This is a genomic window from Bacillus sp. XB1, assembly GCF_053557995.1.
In genome coordinates this window covers 791,427-812,520 of sequence record NZ_JBNRIL010000001.1, presented here as the reverse complement: position 1 = coordinate 812,520, position 21,094 = coordinate 791,427, and the positions used below count along the sequence as shown (strand labels likewise).

The window sequence follows — 21,094 nt, the reverse complement described above, 5'->3', positions numbered from 1 at the left end:
AAAAAATAAATTTTCTGAGTCTGAAATGCTTCATGAACGACAAATTAATCAGGCTATGGATTCTGTAAAAGAAAGACAAAGTCATTACTGTAGTCATCTGTAATTCCAATTCGAAAGGAGGAATTCACATATGAAGTTTCACCTATTCTTTTTAACGATTACGATTCAAAAAGAAACAATATCTCAAAATGAATTAAAACAAGAAAGACAATATAAACAAGTTATTGATGAAATTCGAGATCGTAGAAGCAAGTACTACACTCACCTTTAATCGTTTAACTATATAGAATTGAAAGGAGTCGATTATGATGATGATAGCACGCTGTAAGGAAATGATTTGGATAGTTCAGAGGGATTCCACATAGTTTTATAGAGCTTATATCACACAAGTTCATCACTGAATTTGATGCATAAAAAATATATAATAAAATCAAATCAACCCGCTTTTAATTATTTTTTATAAACAAAAGATACACCACTTAAAAAGAGGTGTATCTTTCTCAGGTTTTACTATTTCCGATTACTTCTCTTCGTCTTAAACAATCTCACTAAGTTCGAAACAACTGTTTTTGTTACTGCATAAACTGGTACTGCTAAAATCATTCCGATGATTCCAGCAAAGTTACCTACCCCTAAAATTAGGATAATAATTGTTAATGGGTGGATGTTTAATTTCGAGCTCATAATACGTGGTGAAATAATATTACTTTCAAACTGTTGTACAATTGTTACGATAATAATTACGTATAAGGCTTGCATCGGAGATACGAACAGTCCTACAATAACAGCTGGTGCTGCTCCGATAAATGGACCTAAGTTAGGAATGATGTTTGTAAATGCTGCAATAATTCCTAAAACGAAAGCGTACGGTAAATCGATAATTAAATAACCGATAAAAGTAAACGCACCTACAAATATACAAACGAGCGCTTGCCCTTGAATATATGCAGATAATGTTTCGTTCGTTTCCTTAATGATACGAAGCCCCTCTTCACGGTAAGACTCTGGTAATAAACTTACCGCTTTTCCTGGAAAGGCATGTCCATCTTTAAACATGTAAAATAAAATGAACGGTACAGTAAATACAACTAATGCAACGTTCGTGATAATACCAAATAAAGCCGTTGCACTCGACGTAATTGTATTTGGTATATCTTTTAAGTATTCAATCGCATTTTTTTCAATTGTTTCAATGGAAACGTAGTTTTGTGTAGATAACCATTCAAACAACCTATGATGTGATAATTCTTGTATGTATACTTTTCCCTCTTTTATGTAGCCTGGCATATTTTTTACTAAGTCCATTAGCTGTTGTGAAATCGTAGGAACAACTACTCCAACGCCAACCGCAGTTAATGTTATGATAAAAAGATATAACAGCAATATCGCTAAATTTCTAGGTACTTTTTTATTCTCCAAAAAGATTAATACAGGATTAAATATGAAGTATAAAAAAAGCGCGATTAAGATTGGGAAAAATAATGTTGATATGAAGATACCAATCGGTTGAAATAAAAATGATATTTTTGTGCAAATAAATATGATTCCTACAACCATTAGCACTTCTAATGTCCAAAAGTGCACTTTTGATTTCAAAAAAATGGCCTCCTTTAAACTAGCACTTCTCTTCATTGTACCAAAATAAGTATGAATTTCACATAATATTTTCCTTTACAATATTCCAAAATACCAATAAATACACTACAATGAGATTACATACAAATTTGCAGGTAAAGGTGATAAAAATGACACAATGCATCATTTGCAGAAAAGATACGAAAGAACTTAGTGAACAATATGTCATTCCAGAAATATTATGTGGATATTATTTCACAAACTCAATTTGTGATACTTGTCATGAACAAATGACAACAAATATTGATCGTCCTTTAATTAGGCATAAATTGAGTCAATTTAAGATTGAACAAATGAAAAGACAAATTGATTCCCCACTCTATACGAATGAGCACGGTGAGGAACTTGCGGCTGCTGAGACTGATGTTGTCGAAGTAAGCGACGAAATTCTTTATTCTAATGCATTAATTATGAAACTATGTAAAAAGCACGATATTTCCTTACATAATGAAATTTGGAAAGAGGAACGTGTAACGAAAGTAGCCAGTTCTATTCAACGTGAATTGCTATTGGATAACCGTAAATATAAAATGAGTATATTAAAAATGGCTTATACATTCGCTGTACAAACAGTTGATGGCTACTTTGAAGATCAAGATGCGATTGATATCTCTACCATTCTCTCAAATGCAGATTTCGTGGAACTAAAAGAAAAAAGCATTGTACGTGATTTAAGCAAAAGTTCTTTATGGAATACGCTAAATACAAGTAGTGAAAATCATTACTTTATTTTACTTAGCGATAAAGACGGTCTGTTTTGCTTCATTCGTTTGTTTGACATTTTTGATGTTGTCGTTCATTTATCAGAAAAAAGATTTGACCTTCCATCACCCATTGTCGGTGTAAATAATGTGAATACACAGAAATTTTATGTCCAAAGTTTAAAACAGTATATGGATGGGCTGTTTAAAGAAAAAGCACCTACTATATAACAGAGACCAGAACATACGGTCTCCTTTCTTGATGAAAAGACACTGTGTTATAATGAGTATGAAAAGAACAATACAATCACATAAACCAATTATAAATTGTATATAAATAAAAAAGACTAGTGTGCGGCTACACACTAGTCCACGTAACTTAGCAGATTGGATTGTTCATTTATCCTATTTGTTTCTTACAAACAAAACAACCCACATTCTATAGGCATAGGTGGGTTGTTATTTTTTGAGCTTGTCTATTAAAACGACGACGAACGTTAACAATGCAACGAGAAACAGTCCACCCTGCAGTAGCAACGCTATTTCACTCACGTATTATCACCCCCCTCCTACTCGGAGAAGTGATAATTGAACAACCAACCGCACCTTAAGTTACCCTTTAATTTTACCATATTTTCTAATAATTTACGATGAAAACCCGCAAGCGAATAACTTGCGGGTTTTTTATCTCGTGTTAACAGGCAGTAAACAAAATGAAGCAATAAATAAGTGAAACTTTATTTCTCACTATTTTTTTAATGCATATGCATCAGCAATCATTTCACCAACAATTTTAGTTTCTTCTTTCTTCTCGTCATTCAATAATGGGAATAACAATTCTGCCACTTCATACGCTTCTTCTAAATGCGGATATCCTGATAAAACAAACGTATCAATTCCTAACGATTCATATTCTTTTATCCTTTTTGCTACTGTATGCGGATCGCCTACAAGTGCAGTACCTGCCCCACCTCTTACAAGTCCGATTCCAGCCCATAAATTAGGGCTTATCTCTAACGACTCTCTCGTACCTTTATTTAAATGGGTCATCCGTTTTTGACCAACCGAATCATATCTTGCAAATGTCTTTTGAGCAAGCTCAATTGTTTCATTATCCACATATTGAATTAAACGTTCTGCCTCTTCCCATGCTTCTTCTTCTGTTTCTCTTACAATTACGTGTAATCTAATGCCAAATCGCACTGTACGCCCCTTCTCTTCTGCAAGTTTTCTTACTTCTTCTATTTTCTCTTTCACTTGCTCTGGCGGCTCTCCCCACGTTAAATATACATCACTATGTTCAGCTGCTACTTCTTTTCCAGCAGCTGACGATCCTCCGAAATATATAGGAGGATATGGTATTTGAACTGGTGGGAATACAACTTTACTATCTGTAACTTTAATATGTTTTCCTTCTAAAGAGATCGTTTCACCTTGCAATGTCGATTTCCAAACTTTTAAAAATTCATCCGCTGCTTCATATCTTTCATCATGATCAAGATATAATCCATCTCCTTGTAGTTCAACTGGATCTCCTCCAGCTACTACATTAATAAGCAGCCTCCCATGTGAAATTCTATCAAATGTAGATGCCATCCTCGCTGCAACTGTAGGGGACATTAGTCCTGGTCTCACTGCTACTAAAAATTTTAGTTTTTCTGTTTCAGCAGCAAGAGCTGAAGCTAACACCCAAGGGTCTTCACATCCTTGACCAGTTGGAAGTAAAACACCCGTATATCCTAAATAATCAGCTGCCGCAGCAACTTGCTTATAATAACCATATTCAGCTGCTCTTCCTCGTTTTGTCGTTCCTAAATATCGACCATCTCCATAAGCCGGAATAAACCATAATAATTCCATACCTTTACACACCCCTTATTTATTTTGAATCGTATACTAACACATTCTATATAAATTACCCCTAATAATTTATATGTTAATTCCCTGTCTCACCTTTAAAGTTATCTCGCCATCTTAAAAACTTCACTTCTAGTAAACGTACTAGAGAGTCAGAAAACTTCCCAACAAATGCAAATATAATTATGCCGACAAATACGATATCTGTATTTGAAAATTGCCTTGCATCCATAATCATATAGCCAATACCTTCTGTAGACCCCATAAGTTCTGCTACTACTAAACTCACCCACGCAACACCTAACGATAACCTTGCTCCTAGTAAAAGGTTAGGCAATGCAGCTGGTAAAATTAGTTTCGTGATTAATTTTCTTTTACTAAACTCTAACACTCTCGCAACATCAAATAACTTTGAATCCACACCTCTAATACCTAAAAATGCGTTTACGTATAAAGGAAAAAATGCACCATCTGCAATTAATAACACTTTTGATGTTTCACCAAAACCGAACCATAATACGAAAAGCGGCGCAACAGCTAAATGAGGTACAGTTCTTAACATTTGCACAGATGGGTCTAAATATTGCTCACTTCTCGTTGAAAATCCAACAATCGTTCCTAAAATGATTCCTAAGCCCCCACCAATAAAGAAACCAGCCGCAGCCCTGAATACACTAATACTTAAATGGCCGAATAACTCTCCTGTTTTAATAAGCTCTTGGAAAGCTAGAAAAATATCTAATGGTGTTGGTAAAACTGTTTTAGAAACAAGACCGAATACGCCAGCCAACTGCCAAATTATTAATATAATAACCGGTATAATAATCGCCCTTACTAAAACTTTTACATTTAACTTTCGTACCTTCTTTATGCCATTTTTCTTAATCGTTATACTCGCTGGTTTCATAACAGCTTTCGTATTTTCCACTTTACAAAACCTCTTTTCACTTCGTTTTCAATGCTTTTTCTACGAAAGAATTATCTACAACTTTTTCCGTCTTAATTTCTTTCTTTATAGAACCGAGCTTATATTGAAAATCCGCAGTCTTTTGTTGTTCTGCTATTATTTCCTTAGTTACCGGAACTAAAATTGGTTTGTCGTGATTAAACACTTCTTTTACAATCTCTGCATCTATCTTTTTTACAGAAGTGTATACTTTTATTGCTTCATCTAAGTTAGCATCTTGCCATACACGTGCTTTCTCATAAACTTTGAGGAATTTCTCAACTAATTCTGGATGTTCTTTCGCAAATTTTGTCCTCGTAATTAAAAATTCTGGTGAAGAGACATTTAATGTTTCACCGTCTGCAATCACCTTCGCACCTTTATTTAACGTATGTAATGATATGAAAGGGTCCCAAATCGCCCATGCATCTACTGATCCTGATTCGAATGCAGGCTGCGCTTCATCTGGTTGTAATTGAATGACATTTACATCTTTTGCATCAATACCTTCTTTATCAAGTGCTCGATATAATAAATTAAAGGCACTACTTCCTTTTGCTACTGCAATTTTTTTACCTTTTAAATCTTTTACACTCGCAATCTTACTATCTTTTTGAACGAGAATTCCAGTTCCTTTTCTCGCATAACTTGTATTGGCGATTTCGGTAAATCCAATACCTGCTGCTTGCGCTGAAATGACTGGAGAATTCCCTACTTCACCAAAGTCTAACCGGTTTGATGCGATTGCTTCAAAATAAGGAGGTCCACTTTGGAACTCTGTCCATTTCACTTTAACTCCTTCTTTTTTAAACTCCTCTTCAAACCATCCCTTTTTCTTTGCTAGTAATAGCGGGCTTAATCCTTGTTGTATACCAATTTGTATTGTTACATCTTCTTTCTTACTACTTGCTGTACTTTTTTCACATCCTAACAAACATACTGATATAGCTAAAGCAAAAGAAAGAATTTTTAATTTTTTATACATATAAAATCACCCTTTTCCTATATACTTGTTTGAATCAACCCTCCATATTCAAACTGCTGTAATACTTTCGTTCGAAGTTGTTGGAACGATTGAGAAGTTTTATTTCGCGGATAAGGCAAATTATTTTCAATCACTTTATGTATTTTCCCTGGTTTTGCACTCATAATGATGATTCGGTTTGAAAGATATATCGCTTCGTCTATATCATGTGTAACGAATATCATTGTTGTTTTCTTCTGCTCCCAAATATTTAGCAATACTTCTTGTAAATGACTTCGAGTAAAAGCATCCAGCGCTCCAAAAGGTTCATCAAGTAATAATACATTTGGATCTCTTAATAACGCTCTCGCTATCGCAACACGTTGTGACATCCCGCCTGAAATTTCTTTCGGATACGATTTTTCAAAGCCATCTAACCGAACGATTTCAACCCATTCTCTTACCTTATCTTTCACATACTTATCTTTTAACGATAAATCTGCCGCTATATTTTCTTCAACTGTTAACCATGGAAAAAGCCTATGTTCTTGAAAAATAAAACCTTGTTTCTTGCTCGTTTTTAAGATAGGATCCCCGTCAATAACAACTTCCCCTTCAAAATCATTATCTAGACCGGCAACAATTTTTAGTAATGTACTTTTTCCGCACCCACTCGGACCAATTACTGTAACAAAATCCCCTTTCTCTAATTGAAAATTAATATTCTCTAATACTTGAACAGTACCAGTTTGTTTCAAAAAATATTTTGATACCCCATCAATTGAAACAGTCATTTCTTCTCCTCCTTAAAATGATTCATATAAATGAACAGATTCAGTATTTGTGCAATAAAAAAACCAAAGGCATTTTATCAACAGATAAAATGCCTTTGGTTTCTCCAATCAGCAATACGTTATGGAATTAAGTACATATTATACAAATATTTCCGATAAGTCAACTAGGTTTTATCAAAACATACATATGATTCGTTTGAATATTTTTACTGTTGTTTATTTGAACGATATCATTTACTTACTATTTTTTCTGATTTTTAATCCACTGTAACCAATAAGAAAACTCACACGCTAAATGCATTTGATGGGATTTAATAACTAAGCGACGAAATTTCTACAAAAAAAGAGTAATTTCAAGAAATATGCTACTAACCTTAGATTTATTAAAAAAGTTAGATCATATAACTTGAGACTACTCATTCCCATTCAAAATATTTATGTAATTAAATTTTATTTCCTCTGCACCCTGGCTGTCTCCAAAACTATTGGTGGCAGCTCTTTTTGAATGATTTCTTTTAATCCATAAAGAGCTTTCCTCACATAACCACCTTCGAAATTCCCTAATGGTTCTGGTAATTCATCTTCATCCAATATGAAGTATTCTCCATTTGGAAGTACCATAATATCGATGATTAAATCTTCAAAGGAAACCACTTCATCTTTTATTTGTGTGTTTTTTACAATATTAAAATAGGAACCTAAATACTTTCCTTTTATATCTCTCCATACGTATAAATTGTACGGACGCTCTTTCCAGTAATATGCGATTGTATAACTTCCTTTTGGGATTGTTAACTTAGTATCATTTGCAGTCATTGTAAATGAATACTGCACCTCGTGAAATAAAACGATACTTTGTGATTGCTTTTCAAGTAATAAGCAATTGTGATCTACTATTGTTGAGTTATACCGGATTTTTCTTTCTATAATTTCAATTTTCGATGTAAGTAACTTATTCATTATTTTGTTTCCCCTTATGCTAGTTCTATCCTCAATTATATCCATTTATGTAATGATAAAGAAGTGTATAGTTTTTTATATAATGATTTATAAAAGTATATAATAAAAACTCCTTCTTATTTAGAAAGAGTTTTTCACTATCCATGTTTCATATTTTTTCACTTCTAACGGAAGCTCATTTGTTTTTATGTAACTAACAGCACTATTACTCATGTTTTAACTTTTCCTTAACCGCATCATAAAATTTTCGTTCTTCATCAACATTTAAGTAAACACGACTTACTGTTTTAGAAAAGCCGTATAACAACTGCGCTTTCACTGGCTCTTTTAATGTTATTTCAAAAGTAGCAGGTTCTTTTATGAACTCCATAACAGTTGCATCCAATACCTGTTTCCTTTCTTTTGCCGTTAGCAATTCACCCTTGTAGAACGCAATATTATCAATTTGTGTAAATGGCATAACAATTTTCTTTCCTAATCCGATTTGAATGACTACTTGTTCTTCTGTTACGACAAGGGGATTTTTGCGCATCGCTTGTATTTCAGCTATAAAATAAATCATCGCGTATACATTTAAAATAAGTAAAATCCATGCTATTACTGGATTCCACTGATGTAGTAAATAATGAAAACCAATGCTTTCAATTATTGTTGCATGAATAATCATGATATACACACCTATAGCACCAGTCTTTTTATGATATGAGTATACAGATTTACCTGTTGGTACTTTTTCACGCCACGATAAAAACGCATAATAGATTAACTTACACTCTGTTAGAATGACATCTACTAACTTACTTCTTTTCATAGTAGCGTCAAACGCTGCATCAATTGCATAAGAAAAGGAATAATTTTTTCTTCTATATTCTTTATATTTTTTTATTATTTTAGGAAGCACTCTAACAATTTTATAGAGAAGGAATAATTCTAGACCTACAAATGCAATTTCAGCCGCAACAATAATATAAGAGATGAATGAAAAAGCTTGTAAATAGTCACTTGGAATAATAAATCTCGCAAAAATATAACCAGCTATTACAACAGGAACTATATACGTTAACGAGTATCTTTTTCGAATAATGAAGAAATACGTGATGATTGGAATGACAAACATGCAATCTAATAATGACCCAAGCACAACTTCTTTCGGCGCAACTGGTACAATTGGAAGGGCATACAATAAATAGTTTGGTAGCATAATTAAAAAGACGAGTCCAATCCAAACACCTTTTCGCCTTCGTGATAGTGTAACCTCCATACGTTCACTCCTTTATTTAAAAACCTCATTTAAATGGTCTTTATAAAATGAAATGGCACGTTCAAATTCTTTTACTTCCTCTACTTTCACGACAGTTTCAAGTAATAATTTCATCGCTGATTCGTGATCGTTTACGTTATATTTTGCTAATGATAAAAATACTTTCATCGGAGCGTTCTCTGGGAATTTTTTCACCCCAGCTTCTAATACTGTAATTGCCTTTTCATATTCCCCTATACAACGATATGTACTTCCTAAACCAATATAAGCACCGCAAAGCGATTCGCCATCAAGTCCATTTGCGATTGCCTGCTCATAATACGGAACTGCTTCTGTTTCTAGCCCCATTACATCATGTATCCACGCACACTGATACAGTACTTCTGCATCCTTTGTAAAGTTTGTTAATCCTATAAGCATCTCTTTAGACTGCGCATATTTCTTTTCGTTTCTAAGTTTAATAGCTTGCTTTAATAAATGTTCCATAGAATCCACTCCTCACCAATTATTCTGTGTATAGCTCTTGATTGGTATACGCTTCACATTCGTGTAAAAGTAAAATTCCCACCAATTAAAGTTTCGCTTACTTATTACTATGCGGATTCATTCTCATCTAAAAACTTAATTTTAAAAAGCAGTGACACGATTACATAATAACTCTAAGCTTTTGACAATTTCTTTCGCTGTTTCATCTTTCCCATTACACAACTTCCCTTTACCATCCTGTCCAATTACATAATGCACAGCTCCGCGCGAATATAAAGAATGTGGTGAATTCGCAATCATTACATTCGCCCTTGCTTCTTTCATTCTATTTTTTGCTCTTTCAAACAGTTCTTCTTCATTTAAATCACTTTCAAGTTTAAAACCAACAAGTACTGTTTCTGGGTCCCATTCTTTTATTTGTTTTAATACTTTTGGAGCCTTTTGAAAGTGAATAATCGGTGCTATATCACTTGAAATTTTTCCGTTCATATTAAGAACATTACCATCTTGATCACAAATTTTCTCCACAATCCAATCTGATCCAGCCGCTGCCATAATGACTGCATCAATCTTTTCATGTGATATGATACTTTTCATTTTATCTTGTAAATCAACGATTCCTTCAAATGGATGTAATTCTAACCCTCTATGTACATCACTCGGTTTCTCCGCAAAATAACCGTGTAAATATATAACATGTGCCCCTTTAGCTAGAAGTTCTTCTGCGATTATCCTTCCGATTGTACCTTTGGCCATATTCGTATGCCCGCGTACTTGATCCCATTTTTCTAGACAACCACCGCTCGTAATTAATACCTTTTTCCCCTTCATTGTAACCATCCCTTACTAATTTTTCTTACGAAACCATTCTGTTCCAAAGTCAACTATATCACGCTGTTTCATTAGACGACACATTGCATTCCCTATCTTCCCATTTTTTACAGTTCCTTTTCGCTCAAACTCCACACCAATTTCTACAAACTTCTCAGATTCGTAATCCATTTCAAAAAACTCTTTCCACACTCTTTCACCGTTTTCTATAATAGGTGCTCCTACTTGTATTAACTCACATGCACCAGAACGCACCTCGGATAAATGAACAGACGTATTGGAATCATATCCAACACCAATTAATAATACGTACCCGTCTAAATCATATATTTTTCTTAATGGAGATTCTTCTCCAAAGCTCATTGATAACGAATGGTTCATTGTTATTTCTACTGCATGTTTTCCCCATGCAGCAAAACTTCCTAACGGATGATTACTACGTACTACATTCGGATATGTACGAAAACATTCAACTATTTCACCCATTCCCCTTGTTGGGGTTATACGTGAATCAAATGCTGGGACGTTATCTCGGATAATTTGCCACCAGTCTTCCGGTACAGGTGGTCTTGACCAATGTTTCGGATCGGACAAATCCGAAGATTGCGTTGGCATTATTATCGTTCCTTCTTCCGTAACAACTTTCATTAATGCTTCTACTACAGCAACCGCACCACCAGATATCCACCCGATAGAACTTAGTGATGAATGAACGATAATTGTCATTCCTTTTTCGACTCCTAATGCTTTTAAATCTTTTGTTATTGTTTCGATTGTATTTGGAAATTGTGTACTTGCTACTATTTCATTCATTTTCATATTGGTTCCCCCACTAGCTACGTAAATTTAAACTTCTATATAAATATATTATCATATTTTTCTTAATTTTTAACTTAATCATTTTTCACATCTATAAAAAATAGTAATATGATTACACAAAAAAACATTTAAATTATAATATTCAGATTTAAAACACAAAAAGAAAGTGAAGATTTTACATCCCCACCATAAAAAGCTGTTTTATACATAGACGAAAGAGCTAATCACAAATGATGAGCTCTTTGTTTACTTTATCCTTCAATTGTAACCCCAGTAAACATTGATAAGTTTCCCGTTATTTTCTCACCTACACGTAAAAATAAGCCTGCTGCTCTTCCGCTTATACAGTGAGAGCCAATTAATAGTTTACCAGTATATGGACCATCCCATGTGTCAATGGTATAGTCAGGCATTTCTATGTATTGCTGGTATATCTTCCTTTGTTCAAAGTAATACTCTGTTTTATCTTCAGCTAATAATTCATCATTTTCGTATATAGATACTCCGCCACCTTCACGACCAAATACAGGTTTGGAAACGTATGGTTCATGTCTTTCTAGAAATCGCTTATTTGAAAAATATGTTGGTAGAAAGTATTTATAAATAATGTCTTGCTCTTCTTCTGTAAAGAAAACACTTTCTTCATAAAGCTTCCAAATTAGTGCGAGTACACTTTTGTTTTGCATAACAAATGCGGCTGGCGGATTAATAATTTTCACTCTTTCTTGCGCAATATGATCTAAAAATTGTAAACCAATCCTTTTTCCATTCTTATCAACGTCCGTTACTAAATACTCTATTGGATACAGTCTATATAAATATTTTATTTTTTCTCCACTCGGCGTATATATACCATCTTCCGCAACGACAATGTCTTGTATTCCTACATAGTCCGTTGACTGATTTAAGCAATACGTTCTTAAAAACTGAACCGTTTGACTATCTTCATCGTGCCAATCATAACTAGTAAAATATATCGTCTCTTCAGGGCCTATATGATAGTCATGTTTAATTTGTTCCCATGCCTGCACAATATGCTCTTCTATATGGTTTGGGTGATTTACATCATGATAACGGCATAACACTTCATTTGCGACAGACGGTTCTAAATAGCCTGTTGGCGTATCACAATTTACTTCTATTAATTTTATATCGTCACCATTTACGATAAAATCAAACCTTGTAAAATATGAAAATAAACCATTATGTTTCATTCTCGCCATTTCCCACGCTTCAGCTGGGAATCCAAGTTTTTGAAAATCTTCTGTCGTATTTACAATATATTGATACGTTCTATATAACACATACATGATTTCTTCTGTCGCTTTTGAGATAGCAGTATAAGTTTTTGCTGGCATGCGATACATCCCTGTTGCCATATATTGATTCCATTCTTCATTCTCTAACAGACTAGGCCAAGTGAAACCATTCCTACTAGCCTCTTCTGCAAGTGAAAACCATACTTTCATATACTCTTCTTGCTCTCGTTCTGTATACATTACTCCATTACCCTTTCGTTTTAGGATCCTGCTGGCGCTTTTGCGTTTCCAATTCCACTTGAACCAGAGTTTACTTTCGGTGTTTGCGTAGTAGATGATTTTGGCGTATTTGTATCTGGTGTTACTTTATTGGATGGATTTGGCTGCTGTTTATTTAAATCTACTTTATTGGAAGTATTATTGTTACCGTTAGAACCACCAGTATAACCACCGCTACTACCGCCACCTGTTCTACGCTCATCTTTTTCACGATATGGAATAACATTATTTGCATACGGTTTCTTCATTAAATTTGGTTTTGCTGTATAATTCATATTTGAAGTTCTACTCGCTAATAAATATCCTGCTACAAATGGAAGTATCGGTAAATGAGAGTTTTCATGATAAGATGAAAATGACGGATTATTTTCCTTGCATAACTCATCTTTCTCTACATTTTCATTGGTTGGGGCTTTATCATCACAATTTAATGTTTCTTGTTCATTTCTTTGTTTTGCACCATCTGTTTTAACAGCTGTACTTTCTTGCTGAGCAGTTTTTTCTTCATAATCACCACAACCTGTTAATAAAAAAGATGACACCCCTATTGAAGTAGCTATTTTTATAAACTTACTTTTCTCCATTCTCACGTGTTATACACCTATCTTCTTTTATCTATATTTTTCCAGATACCTATATTATATAATGAAATTATTATTTTTTTCAAACTATATTCAATATGTACAATTATATATTTTCATGCTATTTTTCCATGTAACAATGAAATCTTTCTATCCCTGGATATTTTTCTCCTAAACTTTTAACTTGAAAACCAATTCTTTTATAAAATTCTACCGCCCCATCGTCTGTCTCCGCTTCTATATAAGTCAATTGGTATACTCTTACAATCTCTTTAATCATTTGTAGTGCAATTCCTTTTTGACGATAATCTGGAGCCACTGCTATATGACATATTCGTGCTTTAGTTTCTCCGATTATTTCAATACCTAGACAAGCTTTTTCTTCATATTTGTACAAAGTCCCTTTATTACTTTGATAAAATATTATTGCCTTCTTTAAGCTTATTTCATTTGGACCGACGGCATATTGTAGCACATTTAATATTGAATCTTTTTCAATTTGTTCAACGCGATGTATATTCATACTTTCATCCCTTTCTATGAAAAAAAGACTAACTCTTAATAAAAAGAGCTAATCTCATTACGCCGTTATTTTTTCTTCTTTTTTTACAACGACAGCCACATAACTATGAAGTATCATTCCAATAATAACGAGACTCATACCAATCCAAGATAATGATGACGGAATTGGTGCAGATAACCAGATCAGCTCTCCTACTAGCGCAAATAAAACTTCACCAGACTGCGTCGCTTCCACTGTTGCTAATTTTTGCGGATCATCTTTCACAAGATCTGTTGCAAAGAAAAATAATACTGTCGCGATTAACCCAGAGCTAACTGCTACAATAAAACATTGAAAAACTTGGCTACTTGACGGTAATCCGCCTGTTGATACTTCGTAACCAGATAATAAAAACCAAAATGGTAAACTTGCTAATGTCATACCGAGTACTCGCTGAAATACATCTAATTCCCCTTTACAAACTTGCATCATTTTTCTATTTCCAAGAGGATACGCAAATGCTGCAATAAGTACAGGAACTACACATAAAACGGTTTCACGAATACCTAATGAAGAAGCATGTTCTGCTTGCATGAGAACAACACCGAATAAAATAATGCCCGACATAACTAATTCCTTCATCGGAAGTTTTTTATGTAGTGGATCCACCGCAAAAAATGGTGTTAACAAAATCCCTGCAACGATTGTAATTTGCCATGTTGATGCAACAAGCCAACCTGGTCCGAACGCTCCAGCAAAACTAAGCGGTGCATAAAAGAGACCAAATCCAACGATACTCCACACTAACCATTCTTTCGGATTGTTTTTCATATATTGAAAGAGTTGCTTTAAGTTCCCTCTATACATAACAATAAGTAATAGCATTGGAACCATAAAATAATACCGTAATGATGCACTCCAAATCCAGCTTCCACCTTCTAAGTCCATTGCCCTGTTTAAAACAAAAGTAAAGGCAAAGAAAAATGATGCCAGTATCCCTATAACAATTGCTTTCATTGTAAAACCCCTTGTATTTAATTTTTTATCTCTATGACATATATTTTAGTATACGCGATGAAAAATCTACATACAAACTTACATTTCACTTTGGGATGATGAAGGAATTGTAGTAGATTTACATGGGAATAAAGTGCATTGGTATGAAATCGAGGCCATTACATATCAAAATTTTCAAGGGTCAAAATCTACTTTAATCTCGACCCACTATACTCACCATGAAAATATACACATCCGCTATAAAAGATGGCTACCAACTATTGCACATTCAATTTACTGGTTTTCTATTGAGAAACCAAAAGATTATCATAAAAATTTAATGATAGCTTGGGAAGAAAAGCGAACGAATAAAAACAAACGCCTCCTTTAATTATTATTTAGGGGCGTTCATTCATTCAAAAATTAAAGAATATGTAGTTTATATTCTCTGTATAATTTCTTCAATCGATTTATATGGGCTTGATGATACCGATTATGATCTGCTATATGCCATATTCCCCATCTTATTGTCGCAGTTTCCCCTTTTTCATACAAAACTTCCCGCATTAAATCAGTTTCTGTTAGTGTCATACATTCTTCATAAAACAATTTTTGCACTGCTTCATAATCTTGCATTAACTCTTGCAATGTGTTTTTTCTTAAACTTGGTAATTCTCCTACTTCATTTAACATAGGACCATATTTATTTTCAAATGCTGGCGGAACATCTTCTCCCTTGAAACGATACACCCAATGTAAATCAACAACTGCTAAATGCTGAAGTAACTGCCCAATACTATTTTCATTATTTTCAGACCCTTTATAGGATAGTTCGTTCTCTTCAGTACCTTCGACTAACCTTTGCAATCTATTAAACGTATCAGCAACCGTCGCATACAAAATCGCTACTTGAGGGTCCATATTTCTTTCTAAATAGAGATCTTTCATACAAAACTTCCTCTCTTAAAAGAACAACACCATATGTTCATCATCACTATACACACCATTCATTTTTATAGCCCTTTTTTCAATTCCGTATGTTTTAAATCCCATTGATTCATATAATCGTTTGGCTGGTTCGTTCGTTGACACAACCCCTAAATTCAATTGCTCTAGCTTCATCTCTTTTGCCCTTTCAATTGCTTTACGTATTAAATCACGTGCAAGACCACTTCTTCGATTTTCAGTATCTACATACATTGCAACGATATGTCCTTTATGCTTATATGCGTCTTTTTCTTCTGTTAATAAAGTAACAACCCCAACTAAACGATTTTCATTATTAAAAGCACCAAATGTAAAACTACTATTGGATGAAAGATTACTAGCAACTCGTTCAAGAGGATTTTCTTGACGTACCGCTTCTTCATAAGTCGTTACAAATGCTTCTGGATTTACTTGTAATGCTTGTAAACGTAACTCCCAATATTGTTTTGCATCCGCTTTTGTAAGTAATCGAATCATTTTATCTTCCCCTTTTTAATTTACATAATATTTTTATGGGCTACTTTTTTGATTCATACTCTTCTTTTAATATACTGTAACGATTGCGATGAATGAACTTCCCCTGTCTCAATCGATCATTTCTCGTTAACCCTTCGCATACAAATCCGGCACTTTCATAACTCTTTTTAGCTTTTGTATTATCTTCATCTACACGTAACCAAATTTTCTCCAATTCAAACTGAGAAAAACCTATTTGTAACATGCTGTTTAGAGCTGCCATTCCAAATCCTTTACCCCAATAGTCTTTATTTCCAATCGCAATTCCTAGTTCAGCATTTTTATTTGTTTTATCAAAATTTTTAAGGTCTACCCATCCAATATGTATACCTGCCTCAGTAACGATTGCCCTTTGTTCATAACCATTTTTTCGGCTTATACAAGCTTCAATCCAGTTTCTCGTATCTCCACGAGTGAACGGAGGATATTGATCTGGTACGACTAAATGCTTTGTTACATCTCTATCTAATGACCATTGATAGCGATCTTCTACATCATCTAGTGTCAATTCTCTTAATTGAACATATGGTACATTCATTTTTCTCTCCCCTTTTTATTTACCAATAGAAAATCCTTCGAACACTCTTCCACCATACTGTTCTAACGTCTTTTCTATAAAATGAATTAATTCATTTTTCTCTCCCGTTTTATAAAAATGATCAAAAGCGACTACAAATTTGTTTGCATATTGCTCATCATATCTTCTTAGCACTCTAATAAACCATTTTGAACTCCCAAGCCACTTACCATTTACTCTTAATACATATTCATGTACTAAATCCGCTAATAAATTAGCGATAAACAATTCTTCTTCTCTTTTTGTTGCACCAATAAAGTCATCTAAAGTATCCGTAATAAAATATCGCTTCTGCTTAATCGTTTCTTCGGTCCATTTAGCTGGTCCTTTATGTAGTAAATCATTCGCTTCTTTTTTTAATTTCTCAACAATTTCCTTTTCCCCTTTTAATGCAATCCCTTCCGAAACTAATTGTGGTAACGACGGTCTCCCTCGATCACAATCCATTTTGAAAAAGGTTTTATATGTTCCAAAATTATGAACAAACACCTCAACAGGCCATCCATTACTATAGAAAGATTCCCTATAGCAAGAAGTTAAACTTTGATCGATTATTACAATATCAAGGTCAGATGTTTTTGTCGCTTCTCCTCGTGCAACGCTTCCGCCGAGTAAAGCTACATCACAATTCGGAAATTGTGATATAATTATGTTTTGTGCTGCTTCAATTGGTTTCATAACTGTTCCTCTTTTCTTATTTCACTTTCTTTTTTCAGCTCTTTCTCTCGCTTTTTTTATATAGCTTTCTGCATCTGGTGTTTTACATGACGTTGCACCGTGATCAACCTCTACTTTTCCAATTTCACGTGCAATTTCAATCGCTTGTCGCTCTAAGTCTTCATTACGAATTCCTATTGCGATTAAAGCACTATTCATCGCTTCTTTTTTTCTATTTTTTTCATTATGTATATTTTCTTTAATCTCTTCTAAGTACGGAGAGAAGAAATCATCATGTAACGTTTTATTTTTAATCGCTATATTTGCTAATAAAGACCAGCCAGCTCTTCCAATCCATTCATCATTAGACTTTGTCCACTCTTCCATTCTTTCTATTGCAATTGGCGAAGTACATATAGATTTCATAAGAACATCCATCAAACAGTAATAATCAACATCCTGAATCCAACTATTAAGCTGTTCTGTCGTTATTTTTTTCGGGTCTAAAATATAAGTTGCTAATGTCATTGCGTCCATATTTTTCGTTTCCCACAATCCAACTGCTAAATCATGATCTTTTTTTATCTTCTTTTTTAACAATTTTAAATTCGCAAAACTAACTCCAAATAACGGCTCTTTCGCTCCGTGGTTTTTATACGTTTTTCGATTTTGTTCTGTTCCATATTCCTCTAGTTGCTGCATTACTTCCTCAAGTAACATATACCCACCTCTTTATCTTTTATGTTGACTGTATATATGTATGTACGATATATTCTACATTACTTTTTGGTTTTCCTATATTTATTTTGAAAGTACGGTATGTGAAATTTCTAAACATCGCACAGCTACACCATCAAAAAACTGTATGTTTAACATGTACAGTTTTTTGATGGTAACAATTTTCCGTAGAATAAAATATTTTGTTTTTCGTCCGCTTCTTGTAAATATTTATTAATCATTCCAAGTGCTGCCCTATCCTTAATTGATCCTGTAGGGTTATGCCATTCACATTTAGCATAGATAGAAAGGTTCTTCGGTTCTTCGGTTCTTCGGTTCTTCGCATTCTAATTTAATGAGAGGTGTATTCCCGACATTTTTAGAAAACTCATACAAATGTTTTAATGTCATACTTCTATACCTCCTGCATAAATGATATTGATTACATTTATTCTTAACCAAAATACTTTCTACATTTTAATAATTCTCTCAATAAGATTTTCTTATATAAAAATCCCTACAAACGCTGTAGGGATTTATGTCTAAATCATTTTGCTACACTCTATTTCATATGAAAATAGTTTCCTTATTCAGATGCATTCATAAGCACAATTCTCCAACCATCTGGATCCTCTATTGTGGTTCCTTTCTCTATCCAATACGGGTTTTCTGGTTCCACCTCATGGTAGCCCATATTACTTAATCGATTTACTATATTTTCAATTTCATCTTTATTAGGCATATAAAAAACTAGTAAATTATCTTTTGTCGGTGCCGGACATGGACTTCCATTAACATGTGAAGTAAACTCCAAATGATACTCTTCATCTGGTAATCCAAACATAACCCCGTCATATCCTTCATGATTGTGAAATTCCCCTATACGTTTTAATCCTAATCCTGTTTCATAAAAACTAATCACTTCTTCCAATTTATCTGTTGGTCTTGCAATTCTAAATTGAACCCAATTCTTCATGCAAATCTCCTCCTTTTCATTTTCCAAAGCTTTATAGTAATTAGTATAGGTTAGATATATTCCCTTTAACATCCCTCATTAGTGTGAGCTTCCTAAGTTGAAAGACCTATTAGTTAATAAACAATAGGACTTTAGTATAAATTGCTATTTTGCATTGTTTCTAATGTTATCCATGACTGCCCAATTGGATTAACATATGGCCTTTCCTCATTACAAATTTTACAGTGAGAAGGTGCTTCTTCATTTTCGGGATACTGTACTCCACATGTAGTGCAAATATAATTATTCATATTCCCGCTCCTTTTTTCATATAATTGTTTCTTTACCAATATTTTAATAAAAATCAAAAATATTCGAATCAATATTTGGAACGAAAACGAAGTGATACGAAAGTATGATTTGGTGATTGAAAGTTTAAATAATAAAGTTTAAATTCATTCTATTTTTCAAAACTGCAATTGATATAAAATCTTGCATACTTTTGGGTAAACTTTTTTACAAGTGTAAAAAAGTTTCTTTGCATTTCCCTACCTATAATTGCTAATATAGTAGAGTAGAACTTTTATAGAGAGAAGGAAAATTATGCACAATGGAATTCGAATGACAACTTTAGTAAAAAGGGCTATGTTAGTTTGTGCGGGAGTATTATTCACATACGAAGCGGCTTTTGGATCAGTACATACTGCTTTAGCTAGTACAGAGGATGAAGCAAAATCTGTTCAACTTGTAAGTGAGATTCAAACATCTCTTGCTCCGAAAGAAGCTCCAAAACATTATAACGGGCAAGTTAGAAAAGTCGCTTATTTAACATTTGATGACGGTCCTGGAAAATACACAGCTGAGCTTTTAGATATGTTAAAGAAAGAAAATGCAAAAGCAACATTTTTCCTAATTGGTTCAAACGTAAAAGCTTTCCCTGATCTTGTAAAACGCGAAGATGCTGAAGGCCACTACGTTGGGATGCACAGTATGACTCATAACTACAAGAAACTTTACACTGAAGGTCATTACGTAGATGAAATGAAGGAAGACCAAGGCTTAATCGCTGGTGTTTTAGGTAAATCACCAGTATTAACTCGTCCAGCTTACGGCTCTATGCCAGGATTAAACGAAGCTCTTCGCAACAAAGTTGTAGACAATGGCTTAAAAGTTTGGGATTGGACAATTGATTCTTTAGACTGGAAATATAACAAAATGCAAGTTGATGCTGCATCAGCTAAAATTGTAGAAAACGTTCTAGCTCATTCTACAAATCCAACAGAAGTTATCCTTATGCATGATATTCATCCACAATCAGTAAAAGCAGTACCTGGAATTATTAAAGGACTGAAAGAAAAAGGATATGAATTAGAAGCATATAATGAGAACGAACACTTCCCATTAAACTTCTGGCATGATAATCGTATGTAATGAAAAGACTTGATCCCCTCTAGTAGGTTATCAAGTCTTTTTTATCGTTTTTAGAATTTCCTTATAGAGAAAACCTATACACGCTTGCACCATATCAACATTATACGTCCCTTCCCTTTTATCAAATAAATTTAACTTTGAAATATCACATGCTATCTTTAATCTAGTTTAAATAAGTAGATGTTATATAATCGTATTTATAGTGCAAACTGAAGAAACTTGGAATCAATTTAAGAAAGAAACGCGATAAGTAAAAAACTACAAAAGCGACTTATTCAAAATAAAAACATACATATCAGAATACAGTCAAAAAAGGATTGAATATACAATTTCAATCCTTTTTTATATTATCAACACTTTAGCACATATTACTCTTAAGGAGT

At 33.7% G+C, this 21,094-nt stretch carries 25 protein-coding genes and 1 pseudogene; 4 read left to right on the top strand and 22 right to left on the bottom strand.

The genetic code is table 11. From position 1 onward, the window contains the following. The coding region (locus ACK1U5_RS03970; RefSeq protein ID WP_448814828.1) for a YrzI family small protein at positions 1-103 on the top strand (103 nt) is incomplete at its 5' end. A gap of 27 nt (positions 104-130) precedes the next feature. Then, positions 131-271 (top strand): YrzI family small protein, encoded by a 141-nt coding sequence (locus tag ACK1U5_RS03965; protein ID WP_000668497.1) that lies wholly within the window; start codon positions 131-133, stop codon positions 269-271. Between the two features lie 239 nt (positions 272-510). Here the strand turns inward: ACK1U5_RS03965 and ACK1U5_RS03960 are convergent, their stop codons facing one another. Further along, entirely contained in the window at positions 511-1,596 is a 1,086-nt protein-coding gene (locus ACK1U5_RS03960) for an AI-2E family transporter (protein WP_000837892.1), read from the bottom strand. A gap of 149 nt (positions 1,597-1,745) precedes the next feature. On the opposite strand from ACK1U5_RS03960, the gene ACK1U5_RS03955 reads away from it, so the two are divergent. Next, positions 1,746-2,567: an HNH endonuclease gene (locus tag ACK1U5_RS03955; protein ID WP_000189710.1), complete on the top strand. Its 822-nt coding sequence runs from the start codon at positions 1,746-1,748 to the stop codon at positions 2,565-2,567. Between the two features lie 228 nt (positions 2,568-2,795). Here the strand turns inward: ACK1U5_RS03955 and ACK1U5_RS03950 are convergent, their stop codons facing one another. From ACK1U5_RS03950 to ACK1U5_RS03850, 21 genes and pseudogenes are all read right to left on the bottom strand, one after another. Continuing rightward, a complete protein-coding gene (locus ACK1U5_RS03950; RefSeq protein WP_001289320.1) occupies positions 2,796-2,888 on the bottom strand; it encodes a putative holin-like toxin in 93 nt (30 codons plus the stop codon). Positions 2,889-3,083: 195 nt separating this feature from the next. After that, positions 3,084-4,196, bottom strand: a complete 1,113-nt coding sequence (gene ssuD / locus ACK1U5_RS03945; RefSeq protein WP_030026038.1) for an FMNH2-dependent alkanesulfonate monooxygenase — start codon at positions 4,194-4,196, stop codon at positions 3,084-3,086. Between the two features lie 76 nt (positions 4,197-4,272). Then, positions 4,273-5,121 (bottom strand): ABC transporter permease, encoded by an 849-nt coding sequence (locus ACK1U5_RS03940; protein ID WP_069605049.1) that lies wholly within the window; start codon positions 5,119-5,121, stop codon positions 4,273-4,275. A gap of 16 nt (positions 5,122-5,137) precedes the next feature. Continuing rightward, entirely contained in the window at positions 5,138-6,124 is a 987-nt protein-coding gene (locus ACK1U5_RS03935) for an aliphatic sulfonate ABC transporter substrate-binding protein (RefSeq protein WP_069605050.1), read from the bottom strand. A gap of 17 nt (positions 6,125-6,141) precedes the next feature. Beyond that, the gene (locus tag ACK1U5_RS03930; RefSeq protein WP_030026041.1) at positions 6,142-6,897 is read right to left on the bottom strand and encodes an ABC transporter ATP-binding protein; all 756 of its coding nucleotides are present in this window, start codon (positions 6,895-6,897) and stop codon (positions 6,142-6,144) included. 450 nt (positions 6,898-7,347) lie between these two features. Beyond that, positions 7,348-7,857 carry a DUF402 domain-containing protein gene (locus ACK1U5_RS03925; protein WP_069605051.1) on the bottom strand — a complete coding sequence of 170 codons (510 nt, stop codon included), beginning with the start codon at positions 7,855-7,857 and terminating at the stop codon, positions 7,348-7,350. 205 nt (positions 7,858-8,062) lie between these two features. After that, positions 8,063-9,118: a hypothetical protein gene (locus ACK1U5_RS03920; protein ID WP_069605052.1), complete on the bottom strand. Its 1,056-nt coding sequence runs from the start codon at positions 9,116-9,118 to the stop codon at positions 8,063-8,065. A 12-nt stretch (positions 9,119-9,130) separates the two neighbouring features. After that, on the bottom strand, positions 9,131-9,604 hold the full coding sequence (locus tag ACK1U5_RS03915; protein WP_000400636.1) for a tetratricopeptide repeat protein: 474 nt from the start codon (positions 9,602-9,604) through the stop codon (positions 9,131-9,133). Between the two features lie 141 nt (positions 9,605-9,745). Continuing rightward, positions 9,746-10,435 (bottom strand): phosphopantothenoylcysteine decarboxylase domain-containing protein, encoded by a 690-nt coding sequence (locus ACK1U5_RS03910; protein WP_000676724.1) that lies wholly within the window; start codon positions 10,433-10,435, stop codon positions 9,746-9,748. 15 nt (positions 10,436-10,450) lie between these two features. Next, entirely contained in the window at positions 10,451-11,254 is an 804-nt protein-coding gene (locus ACK1U5_RS03905; RefSeq protein ID WP_000783343.1) for an aminoglycoside N(3)-acetyltransferase, read from the bottom strand. A 251-nt stretch (positions 11,255-11,505) separates the two neighbouring features. Beyond that, positions 11,506-12,753 (bottom strand): glutathionylspermidine synthase family protein, encoded by a 1,248-nt coding sequence (locus ACK1U5_RS03900; protein ID WP_069605053.1) that lies wholly within the window; start codon positions 12,751-12,753, stop codon positions 11,506-11,508. 20 nt (positions 12,754-12,773) lie between these two features. Continuing rightward, positions 12,774-13,382 (bottom strand): hypothetical protein, encoded by a 609-nt coding sequence (locus ACK1U5_RS03895; RefSeq protein ID WP_050821906.1) that lies wholly within the window; start codon positions 13,380-13,382, stop codon positions 12,774-12,776. A 112-nt stretch (positions 13,383-13,494) separates the two neighbouring features. Further along, entirely contained in the window at positions 13,495-13,896 is a 402-nt protein-coding gene (locus ACK1U5_RS03890; protein ID WP_001020845.1) for a GNAT family N-acetyltransferase, read from the bottom strand. Between the two features lie 57 nt (positions 13,897-13,953). Then, positions 13,954-14,892 (bottom strand): DMT family transporter, encoded by a 939-nt coding sequence (locus ACK1U5_RS03885; protein WP_000644587.1) that lies wholly within the window; start codon positions 14,890-14,892, stop codon positions 13,954-13,956. Between the two features lie 402 nt (positions 14,893-15,294). Further along, positions 15,295-15,819, bottom strand: coding sequence for a DinB family protein (locus ACK1U5_RS03880; protein ID WP_000654220.1), 525 nt, complete (start codon positions 15,817-15,819; stop codon positions 15,295-15,297). Positions 15,820-15,834: 15 nt separating this feature from the next. Beyond that, on the bottom strand, positions 15,835-16,335 hold the full coding sequence (locus ACK1U5_RS03875) for a GNAT family N-acetyltransferase (RefSeq protein ID WP_000620322.1): 501 nt from the start codon (positions 16,333-16,335) through the stop codon (positions 15,835-15,837). Between the two features lie 40 nt (positions 16,336-16,375). After that, on the bottom strand, positions 16,376-16,912 hold the full coding sequence (locus ACK1U5_RS03870; RefSeq protein ID WP_001102497.1) for a GNAT family N-acetyltransferase: 537 nt from the start codon (positions 16,910-16,912) through the stop codon (positions 16,376-16,378). A gap of 15 nt (positions 16,913-16,927) precedes the next feature. Next, positions 16,928-17,629 carry a nucleotidyltransferase domain-containing protein gene (locus ACK1U5_RS03865; RefSeq protein ID WP_000802422.1) on the bottom strand — a complete coding sequence of 234 codons (702 nt, stop codon included), beginning with the start codon at positions 17,627-17,629 and terminating at the stop codon, positions 16,928-16,930. Between the two features lie 21 nt (positions 17,630-17,650). Then, positions 17,651-18,328, bottom strand: a complete 678-nt coding sequence (locus ACK1U5_RS03860) for a DNA alkylation repair protein (protein ID WP_000923453.1) — start codon at positions 18,326-18,328, stop codon at positions 17,651-17,653. Between the two features lie 152 nt (positions 18,329-18,480). Continuing rightward, positions 18,481-18,736: pseudogene (locus ACK1U5_RS03855) on the bottom strand (pyridoxal-phosphate dependent enzyme); the annotation flags it as partial. Positions 18,737-18,911: 175 nt separating this feature from the next. After that, a complete protein-coding gene (locus ACK1U5_RS03850) occupies positions 18,912-19,301 on the bottom strand; it encodes a VOC family protein (RefSeq protein ID WP_000800677.1) in 390 nt (129 codons plus the stop codon). Between the two features lie 582 nt (positions 19,302-19,883). Between ACK1U5_RS03850 and ACK1U5_RS03845 the strand changes: the two genes are divergently transcribed. Beyond that, complete coding sequence (locus tag ACK1U5_RS03845; RefSeq protein ID WP_000551443.1) at positions 19,884-20,711, top strand: peptidoglycan-N-acetylglucosamine deacetylase; 828 nt, start codon at positions 19,884-19,886, stop codon at positions 20,709-20,711. Positions 20,712-21,094: the final 383 nt, after the last annotated feature.